The organism is Curtobacterium sp. L1-20, from assembly GCF_048755855.1.
Classification (GTDB): domain Bacteria; phylum Actinomycetota; class Actinomycetes; order Actinomycetales; family Microbacteriaceae; genus Curtobacterium.
The window spans coordinates 3,428,232-3,440,459 of the sequence record NZ_CP151473.1; the positions used below are offsets into that span (position 1 = coordinate 3,428,232).

General features: G+C 70.0%; 17 protein-coding genes. 7 read left to right on the forward strand and 10 right to left on the reverse strand.

All coding sequences use genetic code 11. From position 1 onward, the window contains the following. Nucleotides 1–55 precede the first annotated feature (55 nt). From AAEP86_RS17590 to AAEP86_RS17600, 3 genes are read right to left on the reverse strand one after another with little or no spacing between them, the layout of a single operon-like run. Nucleotides 56–814, reverse strand: a complete 759-nt coding sequence (locus tag AAEP86_RS17590) for an SCO1664 family protein (protein WP_420368567.1) — start codon at nucleotides 812–814, stop codon at nucleotides 56–58. Then, nucleotides 811–1,338, reverse strand: coding sequence for a DUF3090 domain-containing protein (locus tag AAEP86_RS17595; RefSeq protein ID WP_420368568.1), 528 nt, complete (start codon nucleotides 1,336–1,338; stop codon nucleotides 811–813). Before AAEP86_RS17595 ends, AAEP86_RS17590 begins: the two co-directional genes overlap by 4 nt. Before the next feature lie 34 nt (nucleotides 1,339–1,372). Further along, nucleotides 1,373–2,095 carry a histidine phosphatase family protein gene (locus tag AAEP86_RS17600; protein ID WP_420368569.1) on the reverse strand — a complete coding sequence of 241 codons (723 nt, stop codon included), beginning with the start codon at nucleotides 2,093–2,095 and terminating at the stop codon, nucleotides 1,373–1,375. On the opposite strand from AAEP86_RS17600, the gene AAEP86_RS17605 reads away from it, so the two are divergent. Together AAEP86_RS17605 and AAEP86_RS17610 are read left to right on the forward strand one after the other, a co-directional pair. After that, nucleotides 2,096–3,409, forward strand: a complete 1,314-nt coding sequence (locus AAEP86_RS17605) for an MFS transporter (RefSeq protein WP_420368570.1) — start codon at nucleotides 2,096–2,098, stop codon at nucleotides 3,407–3,409. 36 nt (nucleotides 3,410–3,445) lie between these two features. Continuing rightward, complete coding sequence (locus AAEP86_RS17610; protein WP_420368571.1) at nucleotides 3,446–3,874, forward strand: BLUF domain-containing protein; 429 nt, start codon at nucleotides 3,446–3,448, stop codon at nucleotides 3,872–3,874. Nucleotides 3,875–3,922: 48 nt separating this feature from the next. Here the strand turns inward: AAEP86_RS17610 and AAEP86_RS17615 are convergent, their stop codons facing one another. The 4 genes from AAEP86_RS17615 to AAEP86_RS17630 all read right to left on the reverse strand — a co-directional run bounded on the left by AAEP86_RS17615 (nucleotide 3,923) and on the right by AAEP86_RS17630 (nucleotide 6,183). Continuing rightward, a complete protein-coding gene (locus tag AAEP86_RS17615) occupies nucleotides 3,923–4,378 on the reverse strand; it encodes a luciferase family protein (protein ID WP_420368572.1) in 456 nt (151 codons plus the stop codon). Nucleotides 4,379–4,383: 5 nt separating this feature from the next. Continuing rightward, entirely contained in the window at nucleotides 4,384–4,995 is a 612-nt protein-coding gene (locus AAEP86_RS17620) for a ScbR family autoregulator-binding transcription factor (RefSeq protein WP_420368573.1), read from the reverse strand. Nucleotides 4,996–5,063: 68 nt separating this feature from the next. After that, on the reverse strand, nucleotides 5,064–5,534 hold the full coding sequence (locus tag AAEP86_RS17625; RefSeq protein ID WP_420368574.1) for a BLUF domain-containing protein: 471 nt from the start codon (nucleotides 5,532–5,534) through the stop codon (nucleotides 5,064–5,066). 187 nt (nucleotides 5,535–5,721) lie between these two features. Next, nucleotides 5,722–6,183, reverse strand: coding sequence for a winged helix-turn-helix transcriptional regulator (locus AAEP86_RS17630; protein WP_420368575.1), 462 nt, complete (start codon nucleotides 6,181–6,183; stop codon nucleotides 5,722–5,724). Nucleotides 6,184–6,280: 97 nt separating this feature from the next. Here AAEP86_RS17630 and AAEP86_RS17635 point away from each other — a divergent pair, with 97 nt between their 5' ends. After that, nucleotides 6,281–6,973: an SDR family oxidoreductase gene (locus AAEP86_RS17635; RefSeq protein ID WP_420368576.1), complete on the forward strand. Its 693-nt coding sequence runs from the start codon at nucleotides 6,281–6,283 to the stop codon at nucleotides 6,971–6,973. Between the two features lie 37 nt (nucleotides 6,974–7,010). Continuing rightward, nucleotides 7,011–7,412, forward strand: a complete 402-nt coding sequence (locus tag AAEP86_RS17640; RefSeq protein ID WP_420368577.1) for a hypothetical protein — start codon at nucleotides 7,011–7,013, stop codon at nucleotides 7,410–7,412. Nucleotides 7,413–7,479: 67 nt separating this feature from the next. Here the strand turns inward: AAEP86_RS17640 and AAEP86_RS17645 are convergent, their stop codons facing one another. The 3 genes from AAEP86_RS17645 to AAEP86_RS17655 form a co-directional block, all read right to left on the reverse strand. Beyond that, the gene (locus AAEP86_RS17645; protein WP_420368578.1) at nucleotides 7,480–8,040 is read right to left on the reverse strand and encodes a GrpB family protein; all 561 of its coding nucleotides are present in this window, start codon (nucleotides 8,038–8,040) and stop codon (nucleotides 7,480–7,482) included. A 551-nt stretch (nucleotides 8,041–8,591) separates the two neighbouring features. Continuing rightward, the gene (locus tag AAEP86_RS17650) at nucleotides 8,592–9,482 is read right to left on the reverse strand and encodes a hypothetical protein (RefSeq protein ID WP_420368579.1); all 891 of its coding nucleotides are present in this window, start codon (nucleotides 9,480–9,482) and stop codon (nucleotides 8,592–8,594) included. A gap of 20 nt (nucleotides 9,483–9,502) precedes the next feature. Further along, nucleotides 9,503–9,736, reverse strand: coding sequence for a hypothetical protein (locus AAEP86_RS17655; protein ID WP_420368580.1), 234 nt, complete (start codon nucleotides 9,734–9,736; stop codon nucleotides 9,503–9,505). A gap of 69 nt (nucleotides 9,737–9,805) precedes the next feature. Here AAEP86_RS17655 and AAEP86_RS17660 point away from each other — a divergent pair, with 69 nt between their 5' ends. The 3 genes from AAEP86_RS17660 (at nucleotide 9,806) to AAEP86_RS17670 (ending at nucleotide 11,764) form a co-directional block, all read left to right on the forward strand. Then, nucleotides 9,806–10,603: a hypothetical protein gene (locus AAEP86_RS17660; protein WP_420368581.1), complete on the forward strand. Its 798-nt coding sequence runs from the start codon at nucleotides 9,806–9,808 to the stop codon at nucleotides 10,601–10,603. 50 nt (nucleotides 10,604–10,653) lie between these two features. After that, nucleotides 10,654–10,944 (forward strand): hypothetical protein, encoded by a 291-nt coding sequence (locus AAEP86_RS17665; RefSeq protein WP_420368582.1) that lies wholly within the window; start codon nucleotides 10,654–10,656, stop codon nucleotides 10,942–10,944. Nucleotides 10,945–11,257: 313 nt separating this feature from the next. After that, nucleotides 11,258–11,764, forward strand: coding sequence for an SHOCT domain-containing protein (locus AAEP86_RS17670; RefSeq protein ID WP_420368583.1), 507 nt, complete (start codon nucleotides 11,258–11,260; stop codon nucleotides 11,762–11,764). Nucleotides 11,765–12,228 lie beyond the last annotated feature (464 nt).

Below are 12,228 nucleotides of genomic sequence, written 5' to 3' on the forward strand. Positions count from 1 at the left end.
CACGTCGACGACCGACGGCCGGCAGCGACTGCGGTGACGACCGGCCGGGCGGTGGCTAGAAGAGCGGCCAGGGGACGGCGGGGCCGTGACCGGGCGGCGGCGGGAACACCCCGACGGCGCGCAAGGCGGCGCACCGCGCGCGCAGCGTGTCCACCTCGGCGACCGTCAGGTGCTCGTCGAGGGCGGCACCGAGGTCACCGTGCAGCGCCTCGGAGACCCGGTCGATCCCCTCGAGCTCGTCCGGGTCGAGCGGTTCGCCGATCCAGCCCCACAGCACCGTGCGGAGCTTGTGCTCGACGTGGAAGGCCAGGCCGTGGTCGACGCCGAACCGGTGCCCGTCCGGCATCGCCAGCACGTGTCCGCCCTTGCGGTCGGCGTTGTTGACGACGACGTCGAACACCGCCATCCGGCGCAGGGCGGTCGTGTCCTCGTGCACGAGGGTCACCGGGCGGTCGTGCTCGTCGATCGCCTCGAGCACCGGGAGCCACGGAGCGTCCTCGGCCTCGGCGGCATCGGTCGGCACGAGGTCCACGGAGTCCTGGTCGGGGTCGATCTCCTGCCAGCGCTGCAGCATCCCGCGGCCGTACGGTCCCTCGCCCATCCACGTCGGCGGGACCACGTTCCACCCGAAGGCCTCGGACACCAGGTACGCGGCGACCTCGCGGTCGGCGAGGGTGCCGTCCGGGAAGTCCCACAGCGGTCGCTCGCCCTCGATCGGCTTGTAGACGACGGCCTCGCCGTCGAGGTCCGCGAGGAACGTCGCGTTCGAGGCTTCTCGGATCCGCGCCCGGATGGACAGCGATCCGTCGCTCATGCGGCCCCGGGGGGACGACCCGCGGCCACGATCTCGCGCGTGCGCTCGACGAAGGCGCGGGCGGTGCCGACGGGGATCTTCACCTGGAAGAGCTCCGCGGGCTCGGGGATCTCGACCACGGCCTCGATCTCCTCGCCGTCGTCGCCGGTCTCCGCCACGATCTCGATCTCGTCGTCGATCGGGTACGCCTCGATGACGACCTGCGCCGTCGCCGGGTCGAACCCGAGGCTCAGGGCACCCGCGCGGAACTCGGGCTCCACCGGCTGGTCGAGTGGTCCGCCGTCGCGGAGCTCGGTCGGCGCGGTGGGCGGGACGCTGAAGCGGTTGTCCTCCACCGTCGCGACCTCGTCGAGGAGCTCGTCGATCTTGTCCGCGAGGACCGCGGACTGCTCCTTCTCGAGGGCGACGCTGGTGACGCGGCGGCCGTCACGGGCCTGGATGTAGAACGAGCGCTCGCCCGGGCGGCCGACCGTCCCGACGACGAGACGGTCCGGCCAGTCGAAGCCGTGCACGATGGTGGGCATACCCCGCATTGTAGGAGCGCCGGACGACACTCGTTCAGGGTCGGGGGGTGTCCGCCGTACCGGACGGGTCGTCGTGCCCGGCTCCCCCGCCCACCGCGGCGTCCGGACTCGGCGCGGCCGCGGCCGCCAGCCACCCGAGGTCGCCCGACTCGGTGTTCGACGCGACCACCTCGGGGCGGTGCTCCCCGTAGCGCACGATGGACACCGAGGCCGGTCCGACGGCGATCCGCTGGAACAGGTCGAGGTGCATGCCGAGGGCGTCGGCGAGGACGGACTTGATCACGTCGCCGTGGCTCACCGCCACCCAGACGGCCGCGGGGCCGTGCGCCGCCTCGACCTCGGCGTCGATCCGACGGATCGCCGCGACGGCACGGGACTGCATGCCCTGCATCGACTCGCCGCCGGGGAACACGACGGCGCTCGGGTTCGCCTGCACGGTGCGCCAGAGCGGTTCCTTCGCCAGGTCGGCGAGCTTCCGGCCCTGCCACTGTCCGTAGTCGCACTCCGTGATGGCCCGTTCGATGCGGGTCTCCGGCGTGCCCGTCTGTCGTTCCAGCAGTGCGCGGGACGTCTGTCGGCAGCGTTCGAGGGGGCTCGAGACGACGGCGGCGAGCGGGACGGCCGCGATCCGCTCGCCGGTGCGGGCCGCCTGCTGCCGTCCGACGGCGTCGAGCGCGACCCCCGCGGTCCGTCCGGCGAGCAGCCCGGTCGCGTTCGCGGTGGTGCGTCCGTGCCGGACGAGGAGGACGGTCGCCATGTGCCCGATCCTAGGCGCACCCTTGACGGGACCCCGTCGCGACGTTCAGATGGACCCATGATCGGGCGCCACCGCGCGGCACTCTTCGCCACGTCGACGATGACCGGGTTCGGGATCGCGTCGTGGATCACCCGCACACCCGCGGTCCGCGACGAGCTCGGCGCGTCCATCGAGGTCATGGGGTTCGTCCTGCTCGGCCTGTCGATCGGCTCGATGGTCGGGATCCTCGGGGCCGGGGCGCTCGTGGGTCGGCTCGGCACCCGTCCGCTCATCGTGCTCGGCGGCGCGCTGCCCGTCACCGGCATGCTCCTCGTCGCGCTGTCCACGCCGGCGCAGGCCGCAGCCGGGGTGTGGGCCGGGCTCTTCCTCATCGGGTTCGGCGCAGGCGTCGCCGAGATCGGCCTCAACGTCGAGGCCGCGGCCGTCGAACGACGGCTCGGACGGCCGGTCGTGCCGGTGCTGCACGCGTGCTTCAGCCTGGGCACCGTCGTCGGTGGCGCGGCGGGCATCGCCCTGACCGCCGTCCGGACGCCGGTGCTCGTGCACCTGCTCGTGGCCACGGTCGTGATGGCCGCCCTCGCGACGTTCGCGGCGACCACGCTCCGGCCCCTCCCCCGCACCCCGCCGCCCCCGACCCCCGACCCGGTCGGTGCGGCCGGGGCGGCCGGGGCGGCCGGGCCGGTCGGCACGGCGGTCGTCCCGCGGCTCCGTACCGTGCTCGGCGTGCAGGTGCTCCTCATCGCCGTGATCACCCTGGCGATGGCGTTCGCCGAGGGCGCCGCGAGCGACTGGCTGCCGCTCCTGATGACGACCGACCACGACGCGCCCGAGGTCACCGGGTCCCTCGTGTTCACCGGCTTCGCCCTCGCGATGTTCGTCGGCCGGTCGGTCGGCACGCCCCTCGTCGCCCGGTTCGGTCGCGCTCCCGTCATCCGGGTCTGCGCCGCGGTCGGCGTCGTCGGCGTCCTGCTCGTCGTGGTGTCACCGAGCCCGTGGCTCACCGCCGCGGCGGCCGGGGTGTGGGGCCTCGGGATCGCGCTCGGGTTCCCGCTCGCCATCTCGGCCGCCGGCGACCACCCGACCGACGGCGACCGCCGCGTGTCCGTCGTGGCCACCGCGGGGTACGTCGCCTTCCTGGCCGGCCCGCCCGCCCTGGGGTTCCTCGGCGAGCACCTCGGTCTGCAGACCGCGATGCTCGTCCCCGCGGCCCTGCTCGTGGTGGCCCTGCTCGCGGCACCGGCCACCCGCGGCCGCGTCGTCGCCACCGAGCCGGCCGTCGCGCCTCCCGGACGGCAAGGCGGATTGCGGACATGATTCGCGCCGCCACGCCGGTCCCGCCAGGATGAAGCCGTGCTCGTCTCCATCGTCTACATGAGCCGTGCGGTCGCGCCCTTCGACGACGCCGCACTCGCCGAGCTGCTCCGCGAAGCGCGCCTCCGGAACGAGGCCCTCGGGGTCTCCGGCATCCTGCTCGCGAAGGACGGCCGGTTCATGCAGCTGCTCGAGGGGCCGGCGTTCAGCGTCGACGACCGCTTCGGTGTCATCGCGAAGGACCCGCGTCACGGCGAGGTGAAGTCGCTCATCCGCGAGGACATCGAGCGACGACGGTTCGACGGCTGGTCGATGGCGTACCGAGCCCTCGACGACTCCGACGTCGCCGCCGAGGAGGGCTTCAGCCCCTTCCTCTCCGACGCCGTCGACTTCCCGCGGTCCTTCGACCGGACCACGGCGGCCTGGCTGCTGAAGTGGTTCCGCGACCGCGAACTCCGCGACGTCTGACCCCGGGGACGCCCATCCCGGCCGCCTCGTCGTGGGACGCGGTGCCCGTCACCCGCGTGCGAACGCCAGGCTCTCCTCGACGATCCCGAGCACGACGGCGAGTTCGTCGTCGTCGCGCGGTCCGTAGACCATGAGTTCGGTGCCGAAGTCGGCGTAGCCGTGGGGCTCCGCCCAGCCCAGCGCCAGGAGTTGCCGGCCGCGCTCGGGCGGCAGCACGAGGTGCACGCTCGTGTCGTCCACGCCGTGCAGGTGCACGGGCTCGAGTCGCCGACCCGGTGCGAGCGACCGCTCCGGGCTGGACTCCGTCGTCCTGTCCGTGGGGAACACGGCGCGCGAGCTCGCGGGCGACACCTGGCTGTGTCCCTCGACGACGTCGGGCAGCGCGAACACGGCCGCGACCAGCCTGCCCCACAGCTCCGGCGGTGCGAGCTGGTCGACCTGTCGGTGCGGCCCCTCGACGGACGTCGTGGGTGTTGGTCCGGTGCGCGCTGGTACGTCCCCCATGCCGCTCAGTCTGTCGGTGCGAAGGCCTCCGCCGCCACCCCGAGCAGCCGCGCTCGGTGTCGCGGGTCGGCGACGCCCGTCAGCAGCACCTGCCACATCGTGGCGACGGCCGGGTACAGGTCGGCCCGACCGGTCCGGACGTCGGAGACCAGCTGCACGCCGGTGAAGTACGGCACGAGGGTCGATCCGAGCTGTTCGGCGGACAGGTCGGTGCGGAGCTCACCGCTGGCGATCGCGAGCCGGAACACGTCGACGATGCCGGCGATCCACTGCTCGTAGAAGCTCACGGTGGCAGCGGCGAACTCGCCCCGCTCGAGCGAGAGCCGGATGCCGGCCCGTACGATCGGGTCGGTCCGCAGCAGTTCGGCGATGCTCCGCGAGGCGCCGATCAGCGCCGCCGTCGGGGAGCTGTCGACGTGGCTGACGACGTCGAACGTCCGGGCGTTCTGCTCGCCGATCACGCCGAGCGCCATGGCGGTCTTCGTGGGGAAGTGGAAGTGGAGCGCGCCCTGCGAGACACCCGCGGCGCGGGCGATGGCCGCGACGGTCGCGGCGGCGAAGCCGACGCGGTCGAACTCCTCGGCCGCGGCGACGAGGATGAGCGCACGTCGTTCCACGGTGACAGTCTGTCGGACCGGAGGCACGGAGCGGCGCTGCCCCGTGCCTCCAGTCCGTGGGACGGACGTCAGGCGGCGTGGCGGGCCAGGCTGATGCGCTCCTCCGGGACGTCGAGCAGGTCGCGGCCACGGAACCAGCGGAGCAGCCAGTCCGCGGGGGTGCCCGCGAGGTCGGCCGGCAGGCCGGTGCGCTCGGTCAGGAAGGTGCTGAAGCCGGGCTCGTCCCGCACCTCGGCGTCGGACGGGTTGCCGAAGGCCATCGCCCACCCGTCGAAGCGCCGGGCGTCGATCGGCTCACGGGAGAGCGACTTCACCTCACGGTGGCGAGGGTCGCGCTCGATGGCGGCGAAGCGGTCCTCGACGCTCCAGGACGGGCCTTCGAGGACCTGCATGAAGCGGCCGCCCTTGGCCAGGAGCAGACCGGAGACGCCGAGCGCCTCGTTGCGGAGCCGCGCCTCGCGCAGCATGGCGACCAGCTGGTCGTCGGTCAGGTCGTCCACGGCGACGGACATGTACACGAGCGATTCGAGGGAAGTCATCCCGGCCAGTCTGGGTCGCGCCGTCGGACCGGGTCAACGCGTCGTCCGCACACCGCACCGTTGGTCGCGGTGTGCGGATGAAGCGCCGGGTGGCGCTGCGAGCCGGGAGGCACGGTGCGCGCCGGGTGGCGCTGCAGGCCGGGAGGCGCGGTGCGCGTCCGCGGCGGGACCGACGGTCGGCCGCCGGTCACGCGACGGCTGCGCGCTCCGTCACCGCGGTGAGCCGCTCCAGCGGCACGCGCTCGTCGGTGCCCTGACGCAGCGCCGCCGCCTCGACCGCTCCCCCGGTCTCGCGGTCGACGAACCGCAGGTCCGACGTCAGCTCGGAGGGGCGGTGGCGGTCCGCCCACCCGCCGAGCGCGAGGAGGACCAGCGAGAGGTCCCGCCCGGCGTCCGTCAGGACGTACTCGTCGCGCACGCGCCCGCCGTCCGGCTTGTAGGACGTGCGCGCGAACACGCCGCCCTCGACGAGTGAGGCGAGGCGCGCCGTCAGGACCTCGCGCGGGACGCCGAGGCTCTCGCGGAACTGGCTGAAGCGCGTCGACCCGGCGAGGGCGTCGCGCACGATCATGAGCGTCCACTTCTCTCCGAGGACGTCGAGCGAGCGGGCGATTGGGCAGCGCTCGTCGCCGCCGAGGATGCCGAGCATGGCCCCACCCTACCTGGGTTCGGAATCCGGACACAACATGCTAGGTTCGGTTTCCGTACCCAACTCGGTACGACCACTGCAGCGACTGGAGCACACCATGACCGACCTCACCGACGCGATCGTCCTCGTCACCGGAGCGAACGGCGGACTCGGCACCGAGTTCGTCCGCCAGGCCCTCGACCGGGGCGCCACGAAGGTCTACGCGACCGCCCGCTCCCCGCGCACCTGGGACGACGAGCGGATCGTGCCGCTCGTCCTCGACGTCACCGACCAGGCGAGCGTCGACGCCGCGGCCCGGGCGGCAGCGGACACCACCGTCGTCGTGAACAACGCCGGGATCGACGGGGCGACCCCCCTGCTCGAGACCACCGTCGAGGAGGTCGAGCGGGTCTTCGCCACCAACGTCTTCGGTGCACTCCGGGTGGCCAAGGCGTTCGCGCCGACACTGGCGGGCGGCGCACTGGTCGACGTCCACTCCGTGCTGAGCTGGATCGCACTCGGCAACGGGTACTCGGCGTCGAAGGCGGCGTTCTGGTCGCTGACCAACTCCCTCCGCCTCGAACTCGCACCCCAGGGCACGCAGGTCGTCGGCGCGCACCTCGGCTACACCGACACCGGGATGACCGCCGGCCTCGACGTCGAGAAGGCCGACCCGGCCGACATCGTCGCGGCGATCTGGGACGCGGTCGAGGCCGGCGAGCACGAGGTCCTGGCCGACCAGGTCAGCCGCGACGTCCGTGCCGGGCTGAGCGCACCGCTGTCCGCGCTGTACCCGGCGCTCGCCGCCTGAGCCCCGGCCGTGCAGCCCCCGTCGCTACCCTGTCCGCATGGTGACGACGGGGGCGGTCGCGGAGCGGCGGACGGGGTGGACGTCAGCGGGCTGGGCGGCGCTGTACTGGGTGACGGTCGCGCTCGGCGTCGTCGGCGGTGGCGGGTCCTGGCTCTGGCTGTACCTGGCCTCCGAGGAAGCCACGCGCGGCGCGACCCCGGACCGGACGGGCACGAACCCCGGCGTCCCGATGGGCCTGGCCGGGCTCCTCGCGGGGCACGTGGTGGGAGTGGTCCTGCTGCTGGTCACCGCGCGGCTCGCCCGGCGCGGGCGTCGCTCGGTCGTGGCGTTCGTCCTCCTCGGGCTCGTCATCGGCTCCGGTGTCGGGGTGGCGCTGTCGCTGCAGCTGACCGCGGGACAGCTCGTCGCGCCGTGGCCGCAGGCGCCGTACACCCCCTGACGGCGGGTCCCAGACGGTCGGGCGCGCGCGACGATGCGCCCGCTCGCTGCCCCGGCCCTGACCCGGTTCAGCCGCGCGCACCGCGGGCGGTGATCCCGCGGGTGCTCTCGGCGATCGCCGCGCGCTCGACCTCCGTGAGCCCGCCTGCCCGGAGGACCCGGTCGAGGACGTCGCTCTTGTAGGCCACGTAGGCGTCGATGTCCGGCGCAGTCCTCGCCGCGCGGCGCTTCACCGCCGCGTACTCGTCACGCAGGGCGTCGTCAGACCGCAGGACGTCCCGCACGACGAGGTGGTTGCGGAGCGCGAGCGAGCCCTCGGTGACCACGTAGGTGTTGCTCGGGGCGAAGCGTTCCGGAGCGCGGAACGCGTGGCGGCCGGGGAGGCCGAGCTCTCCCAGTGACTCGAACCCGATCGTTGCGAGCGCCCGGACGGCTGCGGGCACGTGCTCCGATGCGACCACCACATCGACGTCGATCACGGGCTTCGCCGCGAGACCCGGCACAGCCGTGCTGCCGACGTGCTCGATGCGGTGCGGCACGTCCGCTGCGACGAGTGCGACGGTGTAGGCGGCGCGGAGCTCGGCGAAGCGGCGTGGCCAGGCAGCCCGGTACCCGACGACCTCGATCACGATCGCGCCCCTGCGGAGGGTGTGGGATTCGAACCCTGCCCGGATGACTCGGCCTCGAACACTGGTTGGCCGAGATGCCTCAGTTACAGGCTTTTTGAGTCACTTTGGTTCACGAGGATTGGCTTCGTTTCCAGTCAGTTGTGGGCAAAGTGTGGGCATCGGTCTCACTTGGGAGGTGCCGGAAGCTGCGTTGGCCAAGGACGCCTGTGACCGGCAGCTTGCGTCCGACCGACACGCTTGCGAGCCAGGGACCGCGTGGACTGCTTCCACGAGTCCCCTGGCTGAGACAGGTGCGCCCGTACCTCAGAAGGCCAGAAGCGGTGACGGTTCCCGCCCTGAACGAGGGGAACAGCGGATCAGCAGCAAGGTCGTAAGCCTTCCACTCGGAGATCTTGAGCCACTTCGCCAGTGCGTGGATGTCCAACGCATCTTCGTCCATCTTGGCACCGTAGGCCTGGAAGTCGGGGGCAGGACGAACGTCGCAGAGCTCAGGCATGTCTTCGACACGCGAGCCTCAAGGAGCCGTTTTTTTACCCAGGGAGATACCGGCCCTATACCTCTGGGACTGCCTCAGGGGTGGGGGGAGGGGGCTGTCCCCCTGATCCACTCGGCGGCAGGGCCGTCACGCCGGTCATAGCTTCATCGAGTTGTGTCCTGAGCTTCGAGACGATGCGCTTCTGCGACGGTTCGAGTGCGTCGAGGGCTTCCGTTGCGATCGCTGCGACGCTTCCGAGCCGGATGAGCAGATCACGTCGCTCGAGCAGGTCGTCGGCGCGTTCGACGCCGATCCAATCTCGCAACTTGTCGAGGTACGGCTTCTGGCGCTGCTCAAACCGCGCTCTCGCGTCCTCGGGTGACAAGTCATGCTCATCGCCGTTTTCGTCCACGAGCATCACGCCTCGAAGCAGACGCACGTTGGCCTCGCGTTCCTCCTGCTCGATCTCAGTCAGCAGCTTGTGCGGGTAGCGGGCAGCCACAGCGCGACCAATGCTCTCGGTCGTCGGCCAGGGCACCAAGAGCTCCTGATCCTGCATGAAAGCAGGGGCGGTACGGATGTCGTCTTGGGCCAGCCCGGTCAATTGAGCTAGCGCGGGAACGTCGTGAACCGTTGTGGTGCCGGCGCTGTCGGCGTTGAACTCAGCAATCTCGAGCGGAACGAGTGTGATGAAGACGTGCTCGGCGGTGCGGCGGTCGAGGCGCGGTGGGTCCCAGGCAGCTACCTCGCGGGTTCTCCGATCAAGCTGGACGTAGTCATGCCGGTCCTCCCAGCGCACCTCGAGCCGAGATGGCGCTACCCAACGGCGCTCGCCCTGCCACTGGTCGTGTAGGAGCTCGATCCGCACCCGCACCGGTCGTTTGTCGCCGATCGCAAGCACGGCTGCCTCGTGGAAGACGCCGGAATCTCGGCTGGTCCTGTAAGCCCACAGCTCTCCGACTTCCATGAGCTCAGCCTAAGGAGCGCTCAGTCCGGTACAGCCGCCGACTCTGCATCAAGCCGGGCTGCTACGTACCCGCCGACGAACGCCACTTTGAACACTGCCGAGCTGAAGTCGGCGTTGAACGAAGCGTCGAGCATCGCTTGCGCGCCGTTGACATGTTCGTTGTAGCTGGCGATCGCGTCGGGCATGTACTTCGCGCTACCGCTGCTGAGCTGCTTCCGGATGTAGGCGTCAGCCTTCTCCATGTTGGTTGTCATGACAGTACTTTCCCGTGGCGGTCCGACACCGGCTGCGCGAGGCAGCGATGACACGTTAGATTCTGTCGAGTGTGGGACTTCTTCCTTGGACCTGACCGGATCGACGACATCGAGTATGTTCAAATCGGGGCTCGTTCGTACGACATCGACGTTGTAGCGGGTGTCGTGTCACTTATGAGGCAGGATCTCGAGGCTCAGGACGAAGAGCTCCGCGCTGAGGAGGCCTTGGACCTGTCACGTGCCGCCTCGCCACTCAATCAGCTGCCCTCGCGACGGCATCCGATCGAGATCATCGTGGTGCCCAAGGCGCTTCCCGGCGCTTCTACCACTGCCCCTAAGACGGTCGACCTCGACGAGGTTCAGGGTTTGAGCCGCTCAGAGCGTTCGCGTCTAAGGGTTTTGGGAGCGATGGGCTCGGTATCCTTCATCAGGGAGAACGCTGCTCCGCAGATCTTTAGCAACCGTCCTCAGCTGCGAGACACGCTCGAACAGTACCTCCGGACGGAGGGTCGTCGCCGTTTGAACTGGACCCGACTCGCCGCTGTCCTACCAGCGCTCGCTGGCGCAGCACTAGTACCGCTGTGGATTGTTGCGAGCGCTCATCAGAGGGGCAATGCCGCAGCTTTCACCTTCGGGCTGATCCTCGCGCTGGGCGGGCTGACCATAGGGCTCTACGCTTCGAGAAGACTCGCTGCTATGTCGGTCAACAGGCTGAAGGGACACCGATTCAGAGAGGTGTCCCGAGAGGACTTTCGATCAGCACTGACCAACGTCCGCGCAGGCATCCTGACCACGGCGGGAGGCACGCTCTTGGGCGTGATCGCCACCGTGCTCTTCTACAAGTGGACTGGTATCGATCCGGTGTAGCACTCGGCCCCGCGAGTCAGGTGTCGGCGGCGCATGTCAGCCTTCGGGGCATGCCCGAGCACAAGTGGGCTCCCCCGGAGCATCCTGACGTCACGTTGCATCGACCAGTGAGCTTCAGCCGCGAGCTCGCCGGACTCCTGGCGTCGATCGATCCGCCGCAGCCCGTCTACGCGGACATTGCCTTTGAAACGATCCCTGAGACGCTGCACCTGCCATGCTTCGCGATCGCCGCATCTGAGGTGGCGGTACTTGTGGAAACTGCGTGGCAGGGGCGGCGGCAGCAAGTCCTGGTCGACCGAGATCACGTCTTCCGTCGCACGTTGCGTCCGCGGGCGCACTGATGGCGAGGCGACGCCGCGACCGATGGGCACTCGGGCCCGCGTACTCGCTGCCGGAAGCTGCGCGCGGCGGGCCGGACTATGACGTCACACCGCCCGATCCGGTCCTTGCGTGGGTGCAGTTCCCTGATCGCATTCTCGAGGTCGAGGCGCAGGTGATTGCGTACACAGAGAAAGCCGTCCTCGCAGAGTGGGGCTTCGGCCAGGCGACGGAGTGCGCATGGCTGTGGCGCGATGCCGTGAAGTCCGCCTCGCAAGCAGGATCACCCCCGATGGAGGGGCGCAGTTCCGGCAACGGGTGACCTAACCTCGCCTCATGGAAAGTGACGCTCTCTACAGTTTCGTTTCGCACACCGCGGGCAAGAACGCACAGGTGACGATCTTCCGCGACCGCATCGAGTGGGAGAAGAAGCGAGGCGTGTCCGGCGGCAAGATGACTGCAGCGGCACTCACCGGCGGTCTGAGCCTCGCGGTGACCGGCGTGCGCAACGGGAAGGCGGGTTCGGAGATGATTCCGGTCAAGAACATCACCTCCGTCTTGACGAAACGCGACGGCTTCCTGAACACCATCGTGTCCGTAGTCACCTCGGGCAACTCCATCGACTTCCGCGTCTCGCACGCGGAGGCGAAGCAGATTCGTGACGTTCTAAACGGCCTCATGCTCGGCGCTCCCGCGCCGACTCCTGCGGCGGCGGATGCTGCTGCCGCTCCGCGCGAGGACATCGCTGGCGCGCTACAACAGCTTGCCTCCCTTCGCGATGCTGGTGTACTCACCGATGAAGAGTTCGCCGCCAAGAAGGCCGAACTCCTGTCCCGCCTGTGACGGACTTCTGGTCATGGCCGGGGTGGGCCGGCGTTCAGGGAATCGCGTCACTACTCGGGGTAGCAGCGGTGGGCACCGCTGTCGTGGACTTTCTCGCTTCCCAACAGGCTCGACTGCCTGAGGTCGCTCGCCTGCGAATCGACCAGTCAAGATCCCTCGACGACCACAGCCAGCAGAAGGTTCGAGTTACCGTCCGAGTCACTGGCCCTCAGTCCCTCTACGAAGCTCGTTGGCGAGTTTGGGGCCGTGATTGGACCTTCCCTGACCTGCCGCCGGTTATAGCGCCAGGGCAATCCGTCGAGCCGATCGAGTTCCTTGTCAACAGGAGTGACCGCTCGCGAGTGAAGATCGGAGTCGTGTACCTGGTACCTCGGCGGTGGAGCCCGCACGTGAAGGGACTCCGCCAAGCAATCGATTCGGATGTCACTCCCGAGGTCTATCGCAATCGGTTGTGGCCGTGGTGG

What these genes read in the sequence shown, in the direction of transcription:
- AAEP86_RS17590 (WP_420368567.1), bottom strand. Translation starts at nt 814, where the DNA reads ATGAGCGACGGATCGCTGTCCATCCGGGCGCGGATCCGAGAAGCCTCG.
- AAEP86_RS17595 (WP_420368568.1), bottom strand. Translation starts at nt 1,338, where the DNA reads ATGCCCACCATCGTGCACGGCTTCGACTGGCCGGACCGTCTCGTCGTC.
- AAEP86_RS17600 (WP_420368569.1), bottom strand. Translation starts at nt 2,095, where the DNA reads ATGGCGACCGTCCTCCTCGTCCGGCACGGACGCACCACCGCGAACGCG.
- AAEP86_RS17615 (WP_420368572.1), bottom strand. Translation starts at nt 4,378, where the DNA reads ATGGGGGACGTACCAGCGCGCACCGGACCAACACCCACGACGTCCGTC.
- AAEP86_RS17625 (WP_420368574.1), bottom strand. Translation starts at nt 5,534, where the DNA reads ATGACTTCCCTCGAATCGCTCGTGTACATGTCCGTCGCCGTGGACGAC.
- AAEP86_RS17630 (WP_420368575.1), bottom strand. Translation starts at nt 6,183, where the DNA reads ATGCTCGGCATCCTCGGCGGCGACGAGCGCTGCCCAATCGCCCGCTCG.
- AAEP86_RS17635 (WP_420368576.1), top strand. Translation starts at nt 6,281, where the DNA reads ATGACCGACCTCACCGACGCGATCGTCCTCGTCACCGGAGCGAACGGC.
- AAEP86_RS17640 (WP_420368577.1), top strand. Translation starts at nt 7,011, where the DNA reads ATGGTGACGACGGGGGCGGTCGCGGAGCGGCGGACGGGGTGGACGTCA.
- AAEP86_RS17650 (WP_420368579.1), bottom strand. Translation starts at nt 9,482, where the DNA reads ATGGAAGTCGGAGAGCTGTGGGCTTACAGGACCAGCCGAGATTCCGGC.
- AAEP86_RS17655 (WP_420368580.1), bottom strand. Translation starts at nt 9,736, where the DNA reads ATGACAACCAACATGGAGAAGGCTGACGCCTACATCCGGAAGCAGCTC.
- AAEP86_RS17665 (WP_420368582.1), top strand. Translation starts at nt 10,654, where the DNA reads ATGCCCGAGCACAAGTGGGCTCCCCCGGAGCATCCTGACGTCACGTTG.
- AAEP86_RS17670 (WP_420368583.1), top strand. Translation starts at nt 11,258, where the DNA reads ATGGAAAGTGACGCTCTCTACAGTTTCGTTTCGCACACCGCGGGCAAG.